Below are 18,893 nucleotides of genomic sequence, written 5' to 3' on the forward strand. Positions count from 1 at the left end.
CTAACCATTCAGAGAAAGCATTCGGCCCCGCGGCGCGAACGCGGTAACCTATGCGGCTGATTTAGCATTTGCATCGAGGTTGCCCCGTGTTTGCCCAATTTGCCCTGCATGAACGTCTGCTCAAAGCCGTGGCCGAGCTCAACTTCACCGAGCCCACTGCGGTGCAGGCCGCTGCGATTCCTCCGGCGCTGGAAGGCAAAGACCTGCGGGTGATCGCCCAGACCGGCAGCGGCAAGACCGCTGCCTTCGTACTGCCGATGCTCAACCGCCTGCTTGGTGATGGCAGCTCCAAGGCGCGGGTCAGTGTGCGCGCACTGATCATGCTGCCGACCCGCGAGCTGGCCCAGCAGACCCTCAAGGAAGTAGAGCGCTTCGCCCAGTTCACCTTCCTCAAGGGCGGGCTGATCACCGGCGGTGAAGACTTCAAGGTGCAGGCCGCCATGCTGCGCAAGGTCGATATCGTCATCGGCACGCCAGGCCGCCTGATCGAGCATGCCAACGCCGGCAACCTGCTGTTCGATGACGTCGAGGTGCTGGTGCTCGATGAAGCCGACCGCATGCTCGACATGGGCTTCGCCGAAGACGTGCAGCGCCTGGCCGAAATGTGTAACCGCGAGCACCAGACCCTGCTGTTCTCCGCTACCAGCGGCGGCGCTGGCCTGCGCGAAGTGGTCGCCAAAGTGCTGCGCGAGCCCACGCACCTGCAGCTCAACCGCGTCAGCGAACTGGCCGAGGGCACCCGCCAGCAGATCATCACCGCCGACCACAATTACCACAAGGAACAGCTGGTCGAGTGGCTGCTGAGCAACGAGACCTACGACAAGGCGATCATCTTCACCAACACCCGGGTGCAGGCCGACCGCCTGTACGGCAAGTTGGTGGCCAAGGAATTCAAGACCTTCGTGCTGCACGGTGAGAAGGATCAGAAGGACCGCAAGCTGGCCATCGACCGCCTGCGTCAGGGCGCCGTCAAGGTGCTGGTCGCCACCGACGTGGCGGCGCGCGGCCTGGATGTCGAGGGCCTGGATCTGGTGATTAACTTCGACATGCCGCGCTCCGGTGACGAATATGTACACCGCGTCGGCCGTACCGGCCGTGCCGGCAGCGAAGGTCTGGCTATCTCGCTGATCACCCACAGCGACTGGAACCTGATGTCGAGCATCGAGCGTTACCTCAAGCAGCGCTTCGAGAAACGCACCGTCAAGGAGCTCAAGGGCAGCTACCAGGGGCCGAAGAACCTCAAGGCATCCGGCAAGGCCGCGGGCACCAAGAAGAAAAAGGTCGACCCGAAAACCGGTAAGAAGATCGCCAAGAAGCCCGCGGCAAAGACGCCAGCCAAGCGTAATACGGTGAACAAGCCGAAAAGCGATGCCGGCCTGGTAAGCCAGGACGGCCTGGCGCCTCTCAAGCGCAAGGCGCCGTCGACTGACGCTTGATGTTTTAGCGGGTCACCGGCAGCAACTGCCGGTGACCGTTATTGAACCTGTTCTTCAACCTCGCCGCCAATTTCTTCCAATTCCTGCAAGCGCTGATCGTAAGCATCGCAGTCGGTGGCGTGCTCGCCGCTGTTCTCCGGTTGCGCCTCTTTGAGTTCCTGGCGCAGCACCGCGGCGCGCTCTGGATCGCGTTGGGTGATTTCCTCGATCTTGGCCGCCAGTTCCTGCGCCTTGCCGGCTGCCTCTTCGGTGGTGCAAGCCTGCGCCTGCCCCATGCCATAAAGGGCCAGTGCCAGGCCGAAGAGTGGTGCTATGTGCTTGATCATGCTCGAATCCTCACGCCTTGGTATCCGAGCGGTTGAGTGCCTGCCAGCGCTGATGGTTCAGGGCTTCTGCCCGGCGCCTACTACTTGTTATCCAGGCTTCTGACGGTCAGATCCAGAGCCTTCTGCATGTCCAGCCGGGCGGAGCGGCCGATGTCCTTGTCATTGAGATCGAAGCCGCGCTCCGACGGCAGGATCGGTGCGGTCAGGTCATCGGCATCGGTAGGCTCGAAGTCGAATTCTTCGCCGATGGTCATGGCGCTGCGGCGCAGCAGCATGCGCAGCTGGTCCGGGTGCAGCTGCGGGTTGATCGACATTAGCGACGCCACCACGCCGGCCACCAGCGGCGTGGCGTAGGAGGTGCCGCAATGCACGCTGCCCTGCTGGTTTTCCGCGGCGGTGGAGGCGCGTACGCAGGCCGCGGCGGTGATGTCCACCCGGGTGTCGACGTTCGATGAGCTGCGCCGTTTTACGTAGGCCGGGTCGTCCACGGCGACGTCCCGGTCGCTGCGTTGGTGGCCGCCGACCACGAACAACTGCTCGGTGACGAACGAGGAGGGCAGGCGGTAGTCATCGGCGCCGGAGAACGAGGCACCGTTGCCGGCCGAGTTGACTACCACCACGTCCGGATGCTCGCGGCGCAGCCACAGAAAGAACTCCTCCAGCAGCTCTTCATAGCCGCTCATGGCAATACCGGAGCGCACCAGCGAGTCGATCTCGTCGCCGTTGATGTCCTTTGCGCCGATGCGGTGAATGCCCCAACTCCAGTTCAGCACACGTACGCCGTCTTCGACCAGATTGACCGAGGCGGCGACGTTGGCGGTGATGCCAGCGTCCGAGTTGCGGTCGACGATCACCTCGAAGCCCGGGCCGGCGCCATCCAGGCCGCGCAGGAAGCCGGTATTGCCACCGTCGTCCCAGCGCGCGGCCAGGATGCCGGCGACGGTGGAGCCGTGGCCGTCCGGCTTGTCGGCGTCGCGGCTGTACAGGCGGGTGTGAGGCGTGTTGCCCTGACGCTCGGCGGCGCCCAGGTAGTCCTTGAAATCCGGCGCGTCGAAGTCGACGTTGCGCTCGATCAGGCCGATGCGCACCGGCTTGGTGGCGATGGGCGAGCGCTTGGAGGGAATGCGCCGCTGGTAATAGTTGACCGCATCGACGAAGCGGTTGGCGGCCCATTCCTCCTCGTTCAACTGCTCGTCCTTGCTCTCGCCCGACGGCGCTTCCTGCTCCTCGGCGGAGGATTCCTCGATCACCACGGCATCGACGCTCAGCTCGCTGCCCAGGCGCAGCACCATGGCGTCACGCTGGACCAGGTCCTCGGCCGGCAGGCGCAGCTGGTAAGTGTTTAGCGGTGCGATGGCACCGACCACTTCGGCGCCGTATTTCCTGGCCAGCGCCTTGGCGGTATCCAAGCCGTTGGCATCTTCCTCGATCACCACGCTGACAAGATCGACGTAGGTGTTCAGGCCGTCCATGTTCTTTGCCACTTCACCCGGTTTGGCGGCCACGACGTGGCTGCCGGCCATCGACAGCCACACGGGGTTACTTTCCTGCTCGCCCTGTTTCAGCCACAGCGGGCCGCTCTGGTAGTCCTTGCTGTCGAGGGTGATGCGCAAGCCGTCCTGACGCTTCACCGCGCTTTGCGGCAGGGGCTTGCCATCGAGCAGCACCTGCAACTGGCCGTCGGACACGCCACGCGCATTCAGGCAGAAGGTCTGGCGCTGGGTATCGAGCACGTCCTCGCAACGATAGAGGTGCTTGAGCCGCAGCGGCTCGGCGGCCAATACCGAAGGCGCTATGCTCGCCACGAGCAGAGCGCTGAAGATGGGGCGCAGCAGGGGCTGGCGGAGCATGGCGAGGTCCTTTGTGCGGGGGCTTGGGCCTCAGACTGGCGGGCGCAGAGCTTGGTTCAGGCGACGTTCGGCGGATAACCCGAACCCTGCGCGCGGCACTGGCGTCACAGCTCTACAGGCGCACAGGCGCCGATAAGAACGGAGACCAAGCCATGACGATTCATCAGCACACCCACAACTGGGATCTAGTCGAACGCATGCTCCACGCGGTACAGAACGGCGCCGGCCAGCCATTCGTGCCGCGCCGCTGCGCCGAAGAACTGGCCGATGCCTTGCAGCAGGCCGGCAAGCCGGTCGACAACCTCGACTCGCTCAAGGCCCAGGCCGACGATTACGAGGCCATGCTGCTCGAAGGCGGTTTCATCTCCCCACGGCCAGAAAGCGATGGTGGCAATGGCGAGAATTTCGTGCTGACTCCGCGTGGCGCGCAATTGCTGAGCATGATCGACAGCACCTTTCCGGGCGAGCAGCACCCGCGCGAAGTGCTCGACCGCCACGGCCTGACGGCGCTGACTCCGTCGGTGTTCGACGGTCTGGCGCCGCGCGAGGCGCTGGTCTGATACCCAGCGCCGCCCTGGCCGCGTAAACTGTTCGCTCACGGTCTGGCCTGCCAGGCCAAGGGAAGAGTCGGCGCGGCGAGGGCGTTTCTGGGATGAAGTGGTGGGCAATCGGACTGCTGCTGTTGGCGATCGACGCCACGGCTGAAGAGCTAAGGATCGGCTTTGGTACGCATAAACCGCCGTATATCTTCCAGGGCGAGCAACGAGGGCTGGAGTACGACATCGTGGTCGCCGCTGCCCGTGCCGGTGGCATGCAGGTCATTCCCTCCTATGCACCGCCGGAACGCTTGCACCGTGCCTATAGTCGTGGCGACCTCGATGGCATCGCCAGCACGCGCCTGCAAGGCGGAGTGAACAGCTTCTACACCCAGCCTTACATCAGCTATCAGCATGTGGCCATCGCGCTAAGCGCGCGCAATTATCGAATCGAGCGTATCGCGGACTTGGGCGATTATTCGATTCGCGCCTTCCAGCGGGCACGCATCGTGCTGGGCGATGAATTTCAGCGCATGGCCGAGGCCAACCCGCGGTATTACGAGGAGGCTCAGGAGATCGCCCGCAATCGCCTGCTGTACAGTGGCCGGGTCGACGTGGTGATTGGCGACCGGCGGGTGCTGCATTACTTCAATCGCGAGGTGTATCGCCAGGTGGATGTCAGCCAGCCGATCACCGAGTACCGGCTGTTCCCACCGACTTCGTACCAGTTGGGCATGCGTGATCAGTCGGCACGTGATCGTTTCGATCAGGGCCTGGCCGAGATTATCGCCAGCGGCGAATACGCACAGATCGAGCGCCGCTATGCGATGTACTGAGCCGCCCCGTCACTGAGTCAGTTCTTCGCTTTCCTCGTCGACCTTGGCGGCTAGCATCTCGCTCTCTATGGGGCGCGTTTCGACGCTGAAGTCGGTGATTTCGATGGAGCCCTTGCCTTCGCCCACTAGGTGGAAGGAGAACGCCTTGCGGGTGTCCAGGTTGTCGAAGGCGAAGCTCACTTCTACCGGCTTGCCCTTTTTCAGGACGGGTATCTCCGGGACGTTGATCAGCACGTCGCGGTCGAACTCCTTGGTCTTCAGGCGCAGCGTGGCGCCTGCCGCGCTCATGTTCAGCGCATTGATCTTCAGGGTCACGCGGGTTTGGGTGCCCTTGGGTAGCTCCAGATACTGGGCTCCAATCAGGTTGTCGGCCCAGTCGTCGCCAGGCGTCGGGCTCAGACGAATGCGCGCGTTGCTGGCGAACTGCAGCACCTGATTGTCCTGGCCATCGGTCAGTGAGCGATCCAGCAGCTCGGCACGCAGGCTCACCTGGCGCGCCGGCTTGCCGCTCACGCGGCCCAGATATGCGGCATCGGCAGCGATAAAGCCCGGACTGGCGTAGCGCCGGCAAACCTGCTGGAAGTTGCATTCGGTCAGCGTGCCCTGGCCGTCGTGCTCACGCAGCAGGCCGTTGGTGTAGGAGATGATCTGGCGGCCCTGGTTGTAGTCGCGCAGCACCGAGCGCCCGGCGATGTTGGCCGGCAACGGCAGGGCCAGGTAGTCGAGCACCGAGGCGGTCAGGTCGATATGCCCGTACACACCGCGCTTGAGTGACGGCAGCTGCGCCTGCTCGGGCGCCAGCATCAGATTGAAGCCCCAGGCCGAGGCTAGGCGCACGTTTTCGATGCCGTGGGATTCGTCCGAGGTGACCACCACCAGGGTGTCGTCGAGCACGCCGCGTTTTTGCAGGCCATCGAGGAAGTCACCCGCTGCATCGTCCAGATAGGCGATAGCCGCCTGTTTGGCGCTGGCATGGCGTTCCAGATAGTCAGCAGGTGCGGAGTAGGGCTGGTGGGTGCCGACGGTCAGCAGGGTCAGCATCCACGGCGCTTTCTGCTTACGCAGGCCGTCGACGTAAGTCAGCGCGCCTTCGAAGTAGGCCTTGTCGTCCATGCCCCAGGCGAAGTCCAGGTACGGCGTGTTGCGGAACCAGTCGCGGCCCAGGGTCTTGTCGAAACCCATGCGCGGCATGATCTGGTCCTTGGCCATGAAGCGCAGCCCGGCACCCTGCAGAAAATGCGTGCTGAAACCATTGTCACGCAGCTGGGCCGGCAGGCACTGGGCGGCCCGCTCGGCATTGCCCAATAGCTCGATGCCCTTGGGTGTGCCCGAATTGAGCTTGTCATAGTCGCCGCAAAGCATTGCGTACAGACCGCGAATGGTCTGATGGGCGTGTAGCACGTAGTCGCTGGTCAGCATGCCGCGCTCGGCCCAGGCGCTCAGGCGTGGCATCAGATCTTCCTGATACGGGCTGCCGATGGCCCGACGGCTGGCGCCGATATAGGCACCGGGAATGCCTTCCAGGGTGATGATCAGCACGTTGCGCGCGCGGCCTGGCTCGCTGAGCAGCGGCGTGCCGTCCATGTCCAGGAGGGTCAGGCCGCTGGCATCCGGCGGGCTGTGGGGTTGGCCGCGGGTCATCCAGTCCTCGACGCCCAGCTGGGCCAGGCTGACGCCTTCGGCCAGCCATTTATGTGGCAGATTGAATTGCACCCACTGGTCCGCTTCGCTGGGGCTGCGATATTGGTAAACGGCATGGGCGGCGAACAACGCCACGGGTGCCAGCAGCCAGACAACTGACGGTTTGCACAGCGGCGGGCGCGCGGCGAGTAAGACAAAGAACGCAAGAACCGCAAGGATCAAAGCGCCAGCCAGCCAGGGATGGGTAAGGCCACCGCCCTGGGTCGAGTGGCTGAGAAATTGGGCGTCGGCCAGGTAATGCAGGTCCGCCAGCTCGGGCATGCGGCCAACGGCGCTGACCAGCTCGATGGTGCCCAAGTTGAAGACTACCCAGGCCACTGCTAGCGGAATGCCCAGGAGCAGCCGACGACGCAGCGCCAGCCACAGCAGCAGGCTGCAAATGGCCAGGTCGGAGAGGTAACCGAACGGGTGGGACCAGCCCAGCGAGTAGCGACCGAGCAGTGGCAACGCGATGAACAGGACAACCAGTACCAGCACGGTGCTGGCCGGTCGCTGCAGCCAGGGGCTGAGAAAACGCACGTATCTTCCTTAAAACGATGATCCACAGACGACAGCACTGCGTATCGGCTCAGACGAGCGATGACCTCAATGCTGGAAAAGACGGTCATCATTTTGAAACATGCGTGTGCTCATCGCCAGCGACAAGCGCCGAAGATGGGAATTAAGTCGTTCAAATCATTGCCCGGGCGGGCGAGAGGCGGGACTGCCGACCTGGCGCCTGGGTGAAGGCGCTGCAGGTCGATACAGACGAAAATTACTTCTTGGAAATGGTGATGTGTCGGCTGGCCGGGCCATTGGTCTGGCCGCTGACGCCCTTGGCGATCTCCTGGATCTTGCCGCCGGACTTGAGGAACGCCGCTACCTGAGCGTCGATCGACTCGCTGGTTTCTACGGCAGGGGCGGGCTTGGGCTTGCTGTGGGATGCTTTGACGCGCATGACGGTCATAGGTGCCTACTCGATTCATCAAGATGGCCGCCCATTGTATCACCGCTGAGTGCTTCGCTGTTCATTCGATGACCAGTGGACGAACCGCTGGTTGCCGGTCGGGCTTCGCGGCGACGACTCGGGTACACTGCCGGCCTGAAAATGAGGGTAGGTACCATGGCTGTTATCGGACGTATGAATTCCTTGCAGGTCGTCAAGCACACCGACTTCGGTCTGTATCTGGACGGCGGGGCGGACGGCGAGATTCTGTTGCCCAAGCGCTACATCCCCAAGGATTCGCCGAGCGAGGTGGACGACTGGCTCAACGTGTTCGTCTACCTGGACAGCGAAGACAAGCTGATCGCCACCACCGACAAGCCCAAGGTGCAGGTTGGCGAGTTCGCCAGCCTCAAGGTCGTCGACATCAACCGCGTCGGCCTGTTTCTCGACTGGGGCCTGCCCAAGGACCTGCTGCTGCCGCATTCGGAAGAAAAGCGCCCGCTGCAGACCGGCGATTACTGCGTGGTGCACGTATTCGTCGACAAGCGCAGCCGCCGCATCACCGCCACCGCGCGCCTGGACCGCTACCTGGACAAAGTGCCGGCCACCTACCAGGCCGGTGAAGAGGTCGACCTGCTGGTGGTCGAGTCCACCGACATGGGTTTCAAGGCGATCATCAACGGCAAGCACTGGGGCCTGATCCACAAGAACGAAGTGATCGGCTTCATGCGCAGCGGTATCCGCCAGCCCGGCTACATCAAGGAAATGCGCAGCGACGGCAAGATCAGCCTCAGCCTGCAGCCGGTCGGCCAGCAAGTCGCCGACACCCTTGGCGAACAGATCCTGCAGCGCCTGCGCGACAACGGCGGTGTGCTGGAGCTGAGCGACAAGAGCGCGCCGGAGCGCATCAGCGCCATGTTCCGGGTCAGCAAGGGCAACTTCAAGAAGGCCATCGGCGGCCTCTACAAGCAGGGCCTGATCCACATCCATGACGAGCGCATCGAACTGGTGAAATAGCCGTCACCGGCGCCCCAGCAAAAAGCACTTGAGCGCCGCGCAGTGCATGCCAATAATGCGAGCCCACGCCGGTGTAGCTCAGTCGGTAGAGCAGCGCACTCGTAACGCGAAGGTCGTAGGTTCGATTCCTATCTCCGGCACCAGAAAATGAAAAAGGCCCGCACTTTGATGCGGGCCTTTTTCGTTCTTGGAGGTCGTCTAAGCCGATTCGGATCAGGTTGCTGCTTCGCCAAGGCTCTGATGGTGGTCGGTGATATCAGGAGCGCACGCCCAGCCGGTACGAGGTCGCTGCCAACGGGCACCCATGTGTCTGATTGCTAGATGCTGGTGAACCTCAATTGCGAATACGCACTGACCGAGCAGCTGGTGCTATCAGGTTACCTGAAGAGCCTGTTCGAAAAGCAGTAGATCACCAACAATCGCAATGACGAGATCATCCATGTCGGCCCGTAGCGCAGACTCGGGCTGGTGTTCGACTACCGGCTGTAAGGCGAGCTGTGCCTGACTGGCCCGCGCCTTTGAGGCGCTCAGACCACGTCGCTGCCGAGCAAAGCGCGCAATTCATCCAGCAAAAAACTCGGCCCCTGGTACAGCGCTTTGGTCGACAGTAAGTGAGTACGCTTATCCACCCGTACCAGCAGTTGCGGCACGCCCTGGATGCCAAAGCGGCTCATCAGTACCTGGGCGCTCTGGACACGCACATCGGTTTGCTGGGCAAGCTGATGGTCCGATGTCAGCTGCCGGGCCAGTTCCTCGCTGTCGCGCAGGTGGCCAGCTTCTGCAAGGATCTGAGTCGTCAGGCACGCGACGACCTCGGCTCTGGCGGTGTTTTCACCACGCACGTATCTGGCCAGCTGCAAATGCCTGAGCAACCGCGGCTCCATTGTCGGGTGGATCTGCCGAGCTGCCGTCAGGGCGCGGTTGATGGCAGTCGAGTCGAACGCCGTGGTGGTATCGGCCAGTATCTTGTCACGGTAGGTCGTGCTGAACACCTCTCCGGTTGCCGCTTCGATGCGCTGATCATTGCTCCAGGCATGAGCTGCCCAACCAGCCGACATGGTGCGGGCTCCAGCACCGGAGAACAGGCCGCTGGGCAGCATATCCAGCTGGTCTGGCCAGCGCTCGGCCAGGGTAGCCAGCGCCTGGGAACTGGCATAGCACCAGCCGCACAGCGGATCGAAGATGTACTGGAAATTGAACGATGCCATGGTCAGCTGTCCCGAGAAGAGTCGTCGCGGCACTCTACGGCTTAGGAGGGGCGTGATATAGGCTCCACAGGTTGCAGCTATGTTGCACAATCCGAACAGATCGGAGCGTGGCGCCATCACATCAGGTGGCGAACCAGGGCTGCAACCAGAATCCCGGTGGCAATGGCCGCCAGCGGCTTCTTGACCAGCAGCATGACGATGGCGGTGGCGAGCAGGGAGAGGCGGGCGCCGGCATCGCCTTCCAGGGCCAGGGGCGCAAGCAGAGCTACCAGCACCGAGCCGGACATGGCGCTGATGAATTGCTGGGTTCGGGTGTTGATCGGCACGAAGGACATGACGAACACGCCGCCCCAACGGGTGGCCAGGGTGACCACCGCCATGACGATCACGACGATCAGCGCGCCGGAGCCGGCGGTTTCCATCATCATGCCTTTTTCTCCATCCACAGGGCGCCCAGCAGCCCGCCGGCAATGGCGCCGACCACTACGTGGCTGTTGCTGGGCAGATACCAGTAGGCCAGCAGCGAGGCTAGGGCCGCGACGGCCCAGATGATCAGGATGCGCAGGTTCTTCTGGCCGCCGACGACCATGGCTAGCAGGAAGCAGCCCATCACCATGTCGAGACCAAAGCTCACCGGGTCGTCGATGGCGCTGCCGAAATAGATGCCCAGCCAAGTACCCAGCAGCCAGGCCAGCCACAACGCCAGGCCACCCCCGAGCAGTAGCCCGAGCCCGGGTTTGCCGGCGCCGAAGGCCTGCATCGACATCGCCCAGTTGGCGTCCGAGGCCACCAGCATCACGCCATAACGCTTGGCCGGCGGCAGGCTGCTGAGCCAGGGATACAGCGTGGCGCCCATCAGCAGGTGGCGGGCATTGATGGCGAATACCGTCAGTGCCAGGGGCACCAGCGGTACCTGGGTGCCCCACAGGTCCAGCGCGGCGAATTGTGAGGCACCGGCGAACACCAGTGCGCTCATCACCAGGCTGGTTTCGGTGCCGAGCCCGGTTTGCGTGGCGGCCAGTCCGAATGCCAGCCCGAATAGCACCACGAACGCCGAGATCGGCAGGAACTGGCGAAAGCCGCTCCAGGTGAGGGCGGCAGTGAGGACGTGCAGCTGTTTTTCGTCGTGAACGGGCATAACGATCCTGGTTGTTGCGGTAACACCGCCGTACGACGGTGTTACCGGTCCATATTTTGCGTGCTGACGACGGTTGATTGCCGGCGGGACGGGATCGGCAGTTTACCAAGCCCGTCTTCGCATTCGTGCGTTTTAGAGCGGCGGCGTGCGTGGTGGGATCTGCCGCTTGCTGCCGGTCGCCTCGAAAGCCGAGCCCAGCTGCAGCAGCGCGTTGTCGTCGTAGGCGCGGCCGGCGAAGGTCAGGCCGACCGGCATGCCGATATCGGCCATCACGCCCATGGGCACGGTCACGGTCGGCACACCGAGATGGCGGATGGCGAGGTTGCCATTGGCGACCCAAATACCATTGCTCCAGGCGATGTCCGCCGACTCGAGATTCACGTCGGCATCGGCCGGGCCCACGTCGGCGACGGTGGGGAACAGCACGGCGTCCAGCCCCAGTTCGTCCATCCACTGTTCGAGGTCGAGCTGGCGGGTTTTTTCCAGGCCGCGCAGGCCGTCCGGCACGCTAGCGATCTCGTCCCAGGCCTTGAGGCCGCGCTGGGCCATGCGCACGTACTCGTCCATGCCGGCGGCCAGGTCATCTTCACGATTGGGCAGGGTGCCGGGATCATGGGGGAAGATCTGCGGTCCATCGACATCGGCCAGGCGGTTTAGCTTGGGGTCACCATTGGCGCGCAGGAAATCATCGAACGCCCAGCCGGACAGCTCCCAGAGCTCATCATGCAGAAACTCGCGGGACATCAGGCCGCGGTTGTAAACGGTCGGCGCGCCGGGGCGGTCGCCCTCGCAGTTGGACACCAGCGGGAAATCCACTTCGACCACCGTGGCGCCGGCGCTTTCCAACGCCGCGCGGGCCTGTTCCCAGAGGTCGATCACCGAGGCGCGGGTGTGGATACGCTGGCCGGTCGGGCCGCCGATGCCGGGCTTCTCGCTGGTGCCGGCCAGCTCGTCCTTGTTGATGTACATGCGTGGCACACCAAGGCGCTTGCCTTTCAAGGCTTCGGGCTTGGCTGCCAGATCGAGATAGGACGCCGGGCGAATGTCCGAGGCTTTCGGGATTGGTACCCAGGGCTGCAGGCGCCACAGGTCGCCGCGGGTATCTGCGTCATCGGCGACCACTACGTCGAGCACTTCGAGCAGGTCGCTCATGCTGCGGGCATAGGGCACTACCACGTCCATGGTCGGCGTCAGCGGCCAGTTGCCACGCACCGAAATCACCCCGCGCGACGGCGTGTAGGCGCACAGGCCGTTGTTCGAGGCCGGCCCACGACCGCTCGACCAGGTTTCCTCGGCCAGGCCGAACGCGGAGAAGCTTGCCGCCGTTGCGGTACCGGCACCGTTGGACGAACCGGAGGCGAACGGCGCGGTGAGGTACTTGACGTTGTAAGGGCTTTCCGCACGGCCATACACGCCGCGCTGCATACCGCCATTGGCCATTGGCGGCATGTTGGTCTTGCCCAGGCAGATGGCGCCCGCGGCACGCAGGCGCTCGATGGTGAAGGCGTCGCGCTGGGCGACCAGATCCTTGAAGGCCGGGCTGCCCGATGCAGCGGTCAGGCCCTTGACCAGGTAGCTATCCTTAGCTGTGTAGGGAATGCCATCCAGCGGGCTCAGCAGCTCGCCGCAAGCGCGGCGGGCATCGGAGGCTTCGGCTTCCTTCAGGGCATCGGGGTTGCGAACCACCACGGCGTTGAGCTTGGTGGGCGTAGCGGCGCCGTCATAGGCATCGATCCGCGCCAGATAAGCCTTTACCAGCTCGACCGCGGTGGTGCGGCCGGCCTCGAGCGCTGCGCGCAGCTCGGCGATGGAGACTTCGGTTACCTCGAACATGCTGTCACCCCTTATGGCTCGCGGGCCGGCGATGTTATTTGTGTGCCAGATGCCCGGTTGGATGGCGGCTTACTTGCAGCCGATCGGAGGCCGATTCTAGTGCCCGCCGTGCAGAAGGTGCAGCCCCTGGCGTTCAATTTTCTGCACAGTGCAAGGATGCTATAAAGTGTCACCTGGTTTTCAGCGAGGTGCCGCGATGTATATTTCGATCAAGCCCGTGAACCTGGACAAGGCCTACCGCCTGCTCAACCATGGTCCGACCGTGCTGGTGTCAGCTCGCCATAACGGCGTCGACGGGGTGATGGCGGCCGCCTGGGCCTGCGCGCTGGATTTCGACCCGCCCAAGCTCACCGTGGTGCTCGACAAGGCCACCGCGACTCGCGGTCTGGTCGAGGGTAGCGGTCAGTTCGTCATCCAGATACCGACCGCCGCGCAGCTGGAGCTTACCTACCAGGTCGGCTCGCGCAGCCTTAATGAGGAGCCCGGCAAGCTGGCCGCCAGCGGTGTCGAGTTGTTCCCCCTGGGTGACGTAGATCTGCCGTTCGTGGCTGGCTGCTCGGCGTGGCTGGCCTGTCGGCTGATTCCCGAGCCCCACAACCAGCAGGCGTATGACCTGTTTATTGGCGAGGTCACCGCGGCCTGGGCCGATGAGCGGGTATTTCGTGACGGACGCTGGCACTTCGAAGACGCAGATCCCGCTTGGCGCAGCCTTCACCATGTTGCCGGCGGTCACTTTTATGGCATCGGCGAGGCGCTGACCCGCAAATGATTCGGTGCGCGTGCTGTCTCAGGCAGACATGCATTGCAGGCGCGCTGGCGCCCGAATCGGAGTTCACAATGAAGGCACTGATCGGTCTTACCCTGGCGCTAGCCGTCATGGCCGGCGCCTCTGCCGCGCTGGCTGACGAGCGAGCGCCGCAAACCATCCGCGTGATTCCCAAGTCGTACGTCAGCCCCGGGGCGAGCGGTAGCGTCGATACCTACGAGCGCCAGGAGCAATACAACCTTTATGGCGGTCAGCGCCTGCCACAAGGCATCAACACCCGCCGTTATGAAAGCGGGCAAAGCAGCTCCACCTTCGAGACCCGCGGCGGCATCCGCCAGAGCACCGAGTATCCCAATGGCTATGAAGTGCAGGGGTATCCGGGGCAGGGCAGCCATCAGTACGAACAGCGGCGTTAAGCCGCATTAGACTTTGGTCTAAAAAGCGAGGGGTTTCGACTAAGGTCGTCTGTCAGAAGTTGAATGCTGACATACAGTTATCCGTACCAGCATCCTGCTGTGGAGGATAACAATAAAATGAACGACAGCATCTACCGGCGGATCGAGCAAAATCCGCGCTTCCAGGAACTAGTAGCCAAGCGCGAGCGATTCGCCTGGATACTCTCCGCCATCATGCTCGGCATCTACGTCGGCTTCATTCTGCTCATCGCCTTCGTGCCTGGCCTGCTCGGAACCCGCATCAGTGCGGACTCGCCGATCACCTGGGGCATTCCAATTGGTGTCGGGGTAATCCTGTCTGCGTTCGTGCTGACTGGTATCTACGTGCGCCGCGCCAACAGCGAGTTCGACAACCTGAACCAGGCGATCCTGGACGAGGTGGGCAAATGATCGGCCGTATCCTTAGCGCCCTGGCCCTGATGGCCATGGCACCGGCCCTGTGGGCCGACGCGCTGACCGGTGATGTGCAGCGCCAGGCGGTCAACACGCCTGCCATCGTGATGTTCCTGGCTTTCGTCGGTGGCACCCTGTGCATCACCTACTGGGCTTCGAAACGCAGCAAGTCGACGTCGGACTTCTATACCGCGGGGGGCGGTATCACCGGCTTCCAGAACGGTCTGGCCATCGCTGGCGACTACATGTCGGCGGCGTCCTTCCTGGGTATTTCCGCCCTGGTGTTCACCTCCGGCTACGATGGCCTGATCTACTCGATCGGCTTTCTGGTCGGCTGGCCGGTGATCCTGTTTCTGATCGCCGAGCGCTTGCGCAATCTGGGCAAATATACCTTCGCTGATGTGGCGTCCTATCGCCTCAAGCAGAAGGAAATCCGCACCCTGTCGGCCAGCGGCTCGCTGGTTGTAGTGGCCTTCTACCTGATCGCGCAAATGGTTGGTGCCGGCAAGCTGATTCAGCTGCTGTTTGGCCTCGACTACCACGTTGCGGTCGTGCTGGTCGGCATCCTGATGGTGATGTACGTGCTGTTCGGCGGCATGCTGGCCACTACCTGGGTACAGATCATCAAGGCGGTGCTGCTGCTCTCCGGCGCGTCGTTCATGGCGCTGATGGTGATGAAGCACGTCGGCTTCAACTTCGCGACCCTGTTCTCCGAAGCCATCAAGGTACACGCCAACGGTGAAGCGATCATGAGCCCCGGTGGCCTGGTCAAGGACCCGATCTCGGCGATCTCTCTCGGCCTGGCGCTGATGTTCGGTACTGCTGGCCTGCCGCACATCCTGATGCGCTTCTTCACCGTGAGCGACGCCAAGGAAGCCCGCAAGTCGGTGTTCTACGCCACCGGTTTCATCGGCTACTTCTACATCCTGACCTTCATCATCGGCTTCGGCGCGATCCTGCTGGTCAGCACCAACCCGGCCTTCAAGGACGCCACCGGCGCGCTGCTGGGCGGCAACAACATGGCGGCGGTGCACCTGGCCAACGCCGTGGGCGGCAGCATCTTCCTGGGCTTCATCTCGGCGGTAGCCTTCGCCACCATCCTCGCGGTGGTTGCCGGTCTGACCCTGGCGGGCGCTTCGGCGGTTTCCCACGACCTGTATGCCAGCGTGTTCAAGAAGGGCAACGTCAACGAGAAGGACGAGCTGCGCGTTTCCAAGATCACCACCGTGTGCCTGGGTGTCCTGGCCATCGGCCTGGGCATTCTCTTCGAGAAGCAGAACATCGCGTTCATGGTGGGCCTGGCCTTCTCCATCGCGGCGAGCTGTAACTTCCCGGTGCTGTTCCTTTCCATGTATTGGAAAAACCTGACCACCCGCGGCGCGATGATCGGCGGCTGGCTGGGCCTTATCACCGCCGTGGTGTTGATGGTGCTTGGCCCAACCATCTGGGTCTCGGTACTCGGCCACGCGAAGGCCATCTTCCCGTACGAATACCCGGCGCTGTTCTCGATCGCCGTCGCCTTCATCGGTATCTGGTTCTTCTCGATTACCGACAAGTCCAAGGCTGCCGACGAAGAGCGCGCGCTGTTCCTGCCACAGTTCGTGCGTTCGCACACCGGCCTGGGAGCCAGTGGCGCTTCGGCTCACTGATCCACTGCTGGTAAACAAAAGGGGCGGCCTTCGGGCCGCCCCTTTTTTGTTTGCGTGGCGGATCGGCTTGCGCACCGCGGGATTGTGCTGGTGGATGTGATCGGCAAGTTGGCTCTTGCTGGAGGCAGCCGCTGAGCCCTGGCGGCAGGTGAGGCTCGGCTGTAAGGTCAGCCATTTTGAGGCGCAGCAGAGGCGATTAGTGGTGCCGGCGACGGGAAGGTCTGGCTCATATGCCGCGAAAGCGACTGCTGAACCTGAGAGAATCACCGCGCAGTGACAGAAGGTGCGAGTACCGCTCGCCGATAGTGCCGTAGCCGGCCTAGCTACCGTCAGGCCATTTCCACAGTCGGGTAGGTATCGATATGGATGCGGTTGCGACCGGCGCGCTTGGCTTCGTAGAGCTGCTGGTCGGCGCGTTCCAGCCAGTCCCGCCAGCTTTCGTCGGCGTACAGCACGGCACCACCCATGGACACGGTCACCGGGCCATCGGGCGTTTTCAAATGCTGGGCGATCTGTGCCTGCAACTGCAGGGCAGCCGCACGCAAGCCCTTTTCGTTGGTGTTGCTGAGTAGCAGCAGGAATTCTTCGCCACCAAAGCGGAACAGCCGGTCTTCATGGCGGAAGCAGCGGTTGGTCAGCTCGACGAATTTGATCAGCACCTGGTCACCCATCGGATGACCGAAGCGGTCGTTGACCTGCTTGAAGTGGTCCATATCGATGACCAGCACAGCGCTGCTGATGCCGTGCCGGCGTTTATTGGCCACGGCGATCTTCAATTCCTGATCCATTATCCGGCGGTTGCGGGCGCCTGTCAGCGCGTCGCGAGTTGCCCAGGATTGTAGCTGCCTGCGCTGATAGGCGGCACGCTGGGCGAAAATGAAGCTCATGATGCCGGCGACCATCGCGGTGACGAGGAACGATAGCATTTGGTAGTGACTATCGAATACCGAGCCCGGCACCAGGGTCGCGTACGTTACCAGCACCGATAGCACCGCGCCCGTTGCCAGTAGCGCGATCAAGGGCACTACCATGAAGAAGTTCAGCAGGATCAGCGGATAGATCCAGAAAAGGCCGTTGACGCCCAGCTTGACTGCAATCAGCGTTGCGCAAAGGGAATCGACCGCTACCAGCCATAATCCGGCTTTGCGAGTATCGCCGGTTCGCCAGGCATAAGACATCGCCGCGATGGTCGACAGGACGATAACGGTGTCGGCGATGCCGACCGGGTAGTTGCCCTGGGAAAGGCGGTAGACCGCGTAGGGCGTAATGCCGAGCACACCGAAGAAGCCCATCAGGGTAATGATGCACAGCTGAAAATCCTTGCGCAGTCGCGCAAGGACACGGTTGAAACGTCTGCCCATGGCCTATTGTTCTCATAGATCGCGTGCTCGTCTGGCAGCCGATCTCGCACCTGTCTATAGCGCTTGGATCCATGGACAGCATCCATGGCGGGCAGTTGCGGCTATCGAGAAGCTTAGTGGCGGAAATGCCAGTGTCACGCTGGCTATGAGATATCAGAGTGCCATTGCGTTCAATATTTTTTTCAATCTGTAACGCTGCAGGCGTTCGGCCAGCGTTTCGGGCAGTGACGGGCAGGGTTCGAATCCCAGGCGGCTATAGAACGATTCGAGATCCGGGTGACAGAACAGCCACACCGGTGTGTCGACCTTTTGCAGGGCGCAGGTGATCAGTGCGCTGGCCACGCCTCGATGGCGTTGGTCGGCATCGACCAGCAGACTGGTCAGCCATTGCCCGTGGGCCATGGGCTGCAGGCACAGGGCGGCGATGATCTGCTTGTCTTCAGCCACCCACACCTGGTGGGCCGCCCGGGTGCGCATAGCCGAATGCTGGCTACGGTAGAACTTGTCGGCCAGGGGGCGCAGGTGGTCGGGCAGGCAGCGAAACGTTGGCATCGATCTGGCAGTTCATGAGAGTGCGCCAGTCTACGTTTCCGCTGCCCGGGCGACCAGTATCAGGCACTGCGTTTGAGAAGGCGCACGGCGCTGATTTCTGGTAGATCATCGCGGCGCAGGTAGACGCGCAGTGGTTCGCTGATAGCCAGGCGCTCGTCGATGCGCAGCTCGGCCAACAGGCGCAGGCGGTCGCGCTTGAGCGTCATCAGGTCGGCGCCGTCCGCGGCTTGCCAGACGAATTCGCTGGTTGGAGTGATGCTATCTTCGGCCACATCCAGACCGAAGGAATCTTCGCTGAAGCGCATGATGTGCTGGCCGGTCTTGAGGTTGAAACCCACGAACCCTTGCAACTGGTCGGCCGCGGCGCAGATGCCGGCAGAAGTGATAGCCATTGTGAGCCCTCGCGTAAGTGGATCGGCTCAGGCTAAGGGCTGGATGCGCGGGTGCCTTGTCGTGGATCAATGAATCGCCGGCCTGCATGCTGTGTCATTGCCGCAGCATGCAGGCCGATCAGCCTTCCGGCAGCGAGCGCGGCTGCGGGCCGATATCGCGGATGGAGTTCGACACGCGGTATTTGGGCGCCTGCAGGGCGCTGCGGATCTTCTCGTAATCCTCGTACGGCAGGCCGCTGCGGCTGAGCATTTCCAGGGCGAACTGCTTGATCTCGGCGTCGGTGTAGGGGCGTTCGGCAGCCGACTGCGGGGTGGCGCAGCCGGCAAGCGAGAGGGTAAGAAGGGTGAGCAGAATGAGCAGTGAACGTTGCATGGTGGGCACCTGTGAGCGAGATCTTTGATAGCGCGTAGGCTATTGGCTGGCTCGCTGGCGCAGAAATCATTCACCTCGATAGTGGCTATCGGCACCTGAGGGCCTGTTCATGATCTTTCAGCCCAGACTAGGTGAGTTTGGCAATA

20 protein-coding genes and 1 tRNA gene are annotated in these 18,893 nt (G+C 62.7%); 9 read left to right on the forward strand and 12 right to left on the reverse strand.

Annotated features, from left to right (window positions below; translation table 11 throughout):
• Window positions 1-86 precede the first annotated feature (86 nt).
• Window positions 87-1,436, forward strand: coding sequence for a DEAD/DEAH box helicase (locus FB481_RS04630; RefSeq protein WP_093501925.1), 1,350 nt, complete (start codon window positions 87-89; stop codon window positions 1,434-1,436).
• Between the two features lie 38 nt (window positions 1,437-1,474).
• Here FB481_RS04630 and FB481_RS04635 read toward each other — a convergent pair whose 3' ends face one another.
• Together FB481_RS04635 and FB481_RS04640 are read right to left on the reverse strand one after the other, a co-directional pair.
• Window positions 1,475-1,762 carry a hypothetical protein gene (locus tag FB481_RS04635; protein ID WP_147175213.1) on the reverse strand — a complete coding sequence of 96 codons (288 nt, stop codon included), beginning with the start codon at window positions 1,760-1,762 and terminating at the stop codon, window positions 1,475-1,477.
• Window positions 1,763-1,842: 80 nt separating this feature from the next.
• Entirely contained in the window at window positions 1,843-3,612 is a 1,770-nt protein-coding gene (locus tag FB481_RS04640; protein ID WP_093501921.1) for a S8/S53 family peptidase, read from the reverse strand.
• A 152-nt stretch (window positions 3,613-3,764) separates the two neighbouring features.
• Here FB481_RS04640 and FB481_RS04645 point away from each other — a divergent pair, with 152 nt between their 5' ends.
• Complete coding sequence (locus FB481_RS04645; RefSeq protein WP_027906255.1) at window positions 3,765-4,172, forward strand: hypothetical protein; 408 nt, start codon at window positions 3,765-3,767, stop codon at window positions 4,170-4,172.
• Between the two features lie 92 nt (window positions 4,173-4,264).
• Window positions 4,265-4,984, forward strand: a complete 720-nt coding sequence (locus tag FB481_RS04650; protein ID WP_147175214.1) for an ABC transporter substrate-binding protein — start codon at window positions 4,265-4,267, stop codon at window positions 4,982-4,984.
• A 9-nt stretch (window positions 4,985-4,993) separates the two neighbouring features.
• Here FB481_RS04650 and FB481_RS04655 read toward each other — a convergent pair whose 3' ends face one another.
• Entirely contained in the window at window positions 4,994-7,204 is a 2,211-nt protein-coding gene (locus FB481_RS04655; protein WP_147175215.1) for an LTA synthase family protein, read from the reverse strand.
• Window positions 7,205-7,439: 235 nt separating this feature from the next.
• Window positions 7,440-7,631, reverse strand: coding sequence for a hypothetical protein (locus FB481_RS04660; protein WP_013792078.1), 192 nt, complete (start codon window positions 7,629-7,631; stop codon window positions 7,440-7,442).
• Window positions 7,632-7,787: 156 nt separating this feature from the next.
• Between FB481_RS04660 and FB481_RS04665 the strand changes: the two genes are divergently transcribed.
• Complete coding sequence (locus FB481_RS04665) at window positions 7,788-8,627, forward strand: S1 RNA-binding domain-containing protein (RefSeq protein ID WP_147175216.1); 840 nt, start codon at window positions 7,788-7,790, stop codon at window positions 8,625-8,627.
• Between the two features lie 67 nt (window positions 8,628-8,694).
• Window positions 8,695-8,770: transfer RNA gene (locus FB481_RS04670), tRNA-Thr, on the forward strand.
• Window positions 8,771-9,154: 384 nt separating this feature from the next.
• Here the strand turns inward: FB481_RS04670 and FB481_RS04675 are convergent.
• The 4 genes from FB481_RS04675 to FB481_RS04690 all read right to left on the reverse strand — a co-directional run bounded on the left by FB481_RS04675 (window position 9,155) and on the right by FB481_RS04690 (window position 12,806).
• The gene (locus tag FB481_RS04675) at window positions 9,155-9,835 is read right to left on the reverse strand and encodes a DsbA family protein (protein WP_093501910.1); all 681 of its coding nucleotides are present in this window, start codon (window positions 9,833-9,835) and stop codon (window positions 9,155-9,157) included.
• A 116-nt stretch (window positions 9,836-9,951) separates the two neighbouring features.
• Entirely contained in the window at window positions 9,952-10,263 is a 312-nt protein-coding gene (locus FB481_RS04680; protein WP_147175217.1) for an AzlD family protein, read from the reverse strand.
• Window positions 10,260-10,973 carry an AzlC family ABC transporter permease gene (locus FB481_RS04685; RefSeq protein ID WP_093501906.1) on the reverse strand — a complete coding sequence of 238 codons (714 nt, stop codon included), beginning with the start codon at window positions 10,971-10,973 and terminating at the stop codon, window positions 10,260-10,262. Before FB481_RS04685 ends, FB481_RS04680 begins: the two co-directional genes overlap by 4 nt.
• 132 nt (window positions 10,974-11,105) lie before the next feature.
• Window positions 11,106-12,806, reverse strand: coding sequence for an amidase (locus tag FB481_RS04690; protein ID WP_147175218.1), 1,701 nt, complete (start codon window positions 12,804-12,806; stop codon window positions 11,106-11,108).
• Between the two features lie 196 nt (window positions 12,807-13,002).
• On the opposite strand from FB481_RS04690, the gene FB481_RS04695 reads away from it, so the two are divergent.
• The 4 genes from FB481_RS04695 (at window position 13,003) to FB481_RS04710 (ending at window position 16,069) form a co-directional block, all read left to right on the forward strand.
• A complete protein-coding gene (locus FB481_RS04695) occupies window positions 13,003-13,575 on the forward strand; it encodes a flavin reductase family protein (RefSeq protein WP_147175219.1) in 573 nt (190 codons plus the stop codon).
• Between the two features lie 68 nt (window positions 13,576-13,643).
• Complete coding sequence (locus FB481_RS04700) at window positions 13,644-13,988, forward strand: hypothetical protein (RefSeq protein WP_147175220.1); 345 nt, start codon at window positions 13,644-13,646, stop codon at window positions 13,986-13,988.
• A gap of 117 nt (window positions 13,989-14,105) precedes the next feature.
• Window positions 14,106-14,417 carry a DUF485 domain-containing protein gene (locus FB481_RS04705; protein ID WP_070886806.1) on the forward strand — a complete coding sequence of 104 codons (312 nt, stop codon included), beginning with the start codon at window positions 14,106-14,108 and terminating at the stop codon, window positions 14,415-14,417.
• Complete coding sequence (locus FB481_RS04710; protein WP_147175221.1) at window positions 14,414-16,069, forward strand: cation acetate symporter; 1,656 nt, start codon at window positions 14,414-14,416, stop codon at window positions 16,067-16,069. The genes FB481_RS04705 and FB481_RS04710 overlap by 4 nt, the downstream gene beginning before the upstream one ends.
• 329 nt (window positions 16,070-16,398) lie before the next feature.
• Here the strand turns inward: FB481_RS04710 and FB481_RS04715 are convergent, their stop codons facing one another.
• From FB481_RS04715 to FB481_RS04730, 4 genes are all read right to left on the reverse strand, one after another.
• The gene (locus tag FB481_RS04715) at window positions 16,399-17,430 is read right to left on the reverse strand and encodes a GGDEF domain-containing protein (RefSeq protein WP_147175222.1); all 1,032 of its coding nucleotides are present in this window, start codon (window positions 17,428-17,430) and stop codon (window positions 16,399-16,401) included.
• Window positions 17,431-17,583: 153 nt separating this feature from the next.
• Window positions 17,584-17,982 (reverse strand): GNAT family N-acetyltransferase, encoded by a 399-nt coding sequence (locus FB481_RS04720; protein WP_147175223.1) that lies wholly within the window; start codon window positions 17,980-17,982, stop codon window positions 17,584-17,586.
• A 59-nt stretch (window positions 17,983-18,041) separates the two neighbouring features.
• Complete coding sequence (locus FB481_RS04725; RefSeq protein ID WP_093501894.1) at window positions 18,042-18,374, reverse strand: DUF2025 family protein; 333 nt, start codon at window positions 18,372-18,374, stop codon at window positions 18,042-18,044.
• Window positions 18,375-18,492: 118 nt separating this feature from the next.
• Complete coding sequence (locus FB481_RS04730; RefSeq protein ID WP_147175224.1) at window positions 18,493-18,747, reverse strand: hypothetical protein; 255 nt, start codon at window positions 18,745-18,747, stop codon at window positions 18,493-18,495.
• Window positions 18,748-18,893 lie beyond the last annotated feature (146 nt).

This window comes from Pseudomonas sp. AG1028 (assembly GCF_007993955.1).
In the GTDB taxonomy this organism is placed as follows: domain Bacteria; phylum Pseudomonadota; class Gammaproteobacteria; order Pseudomonadales; family Pseudomonadaceae; genus Aquipseudomonas; species Aquipseudomonas straminea.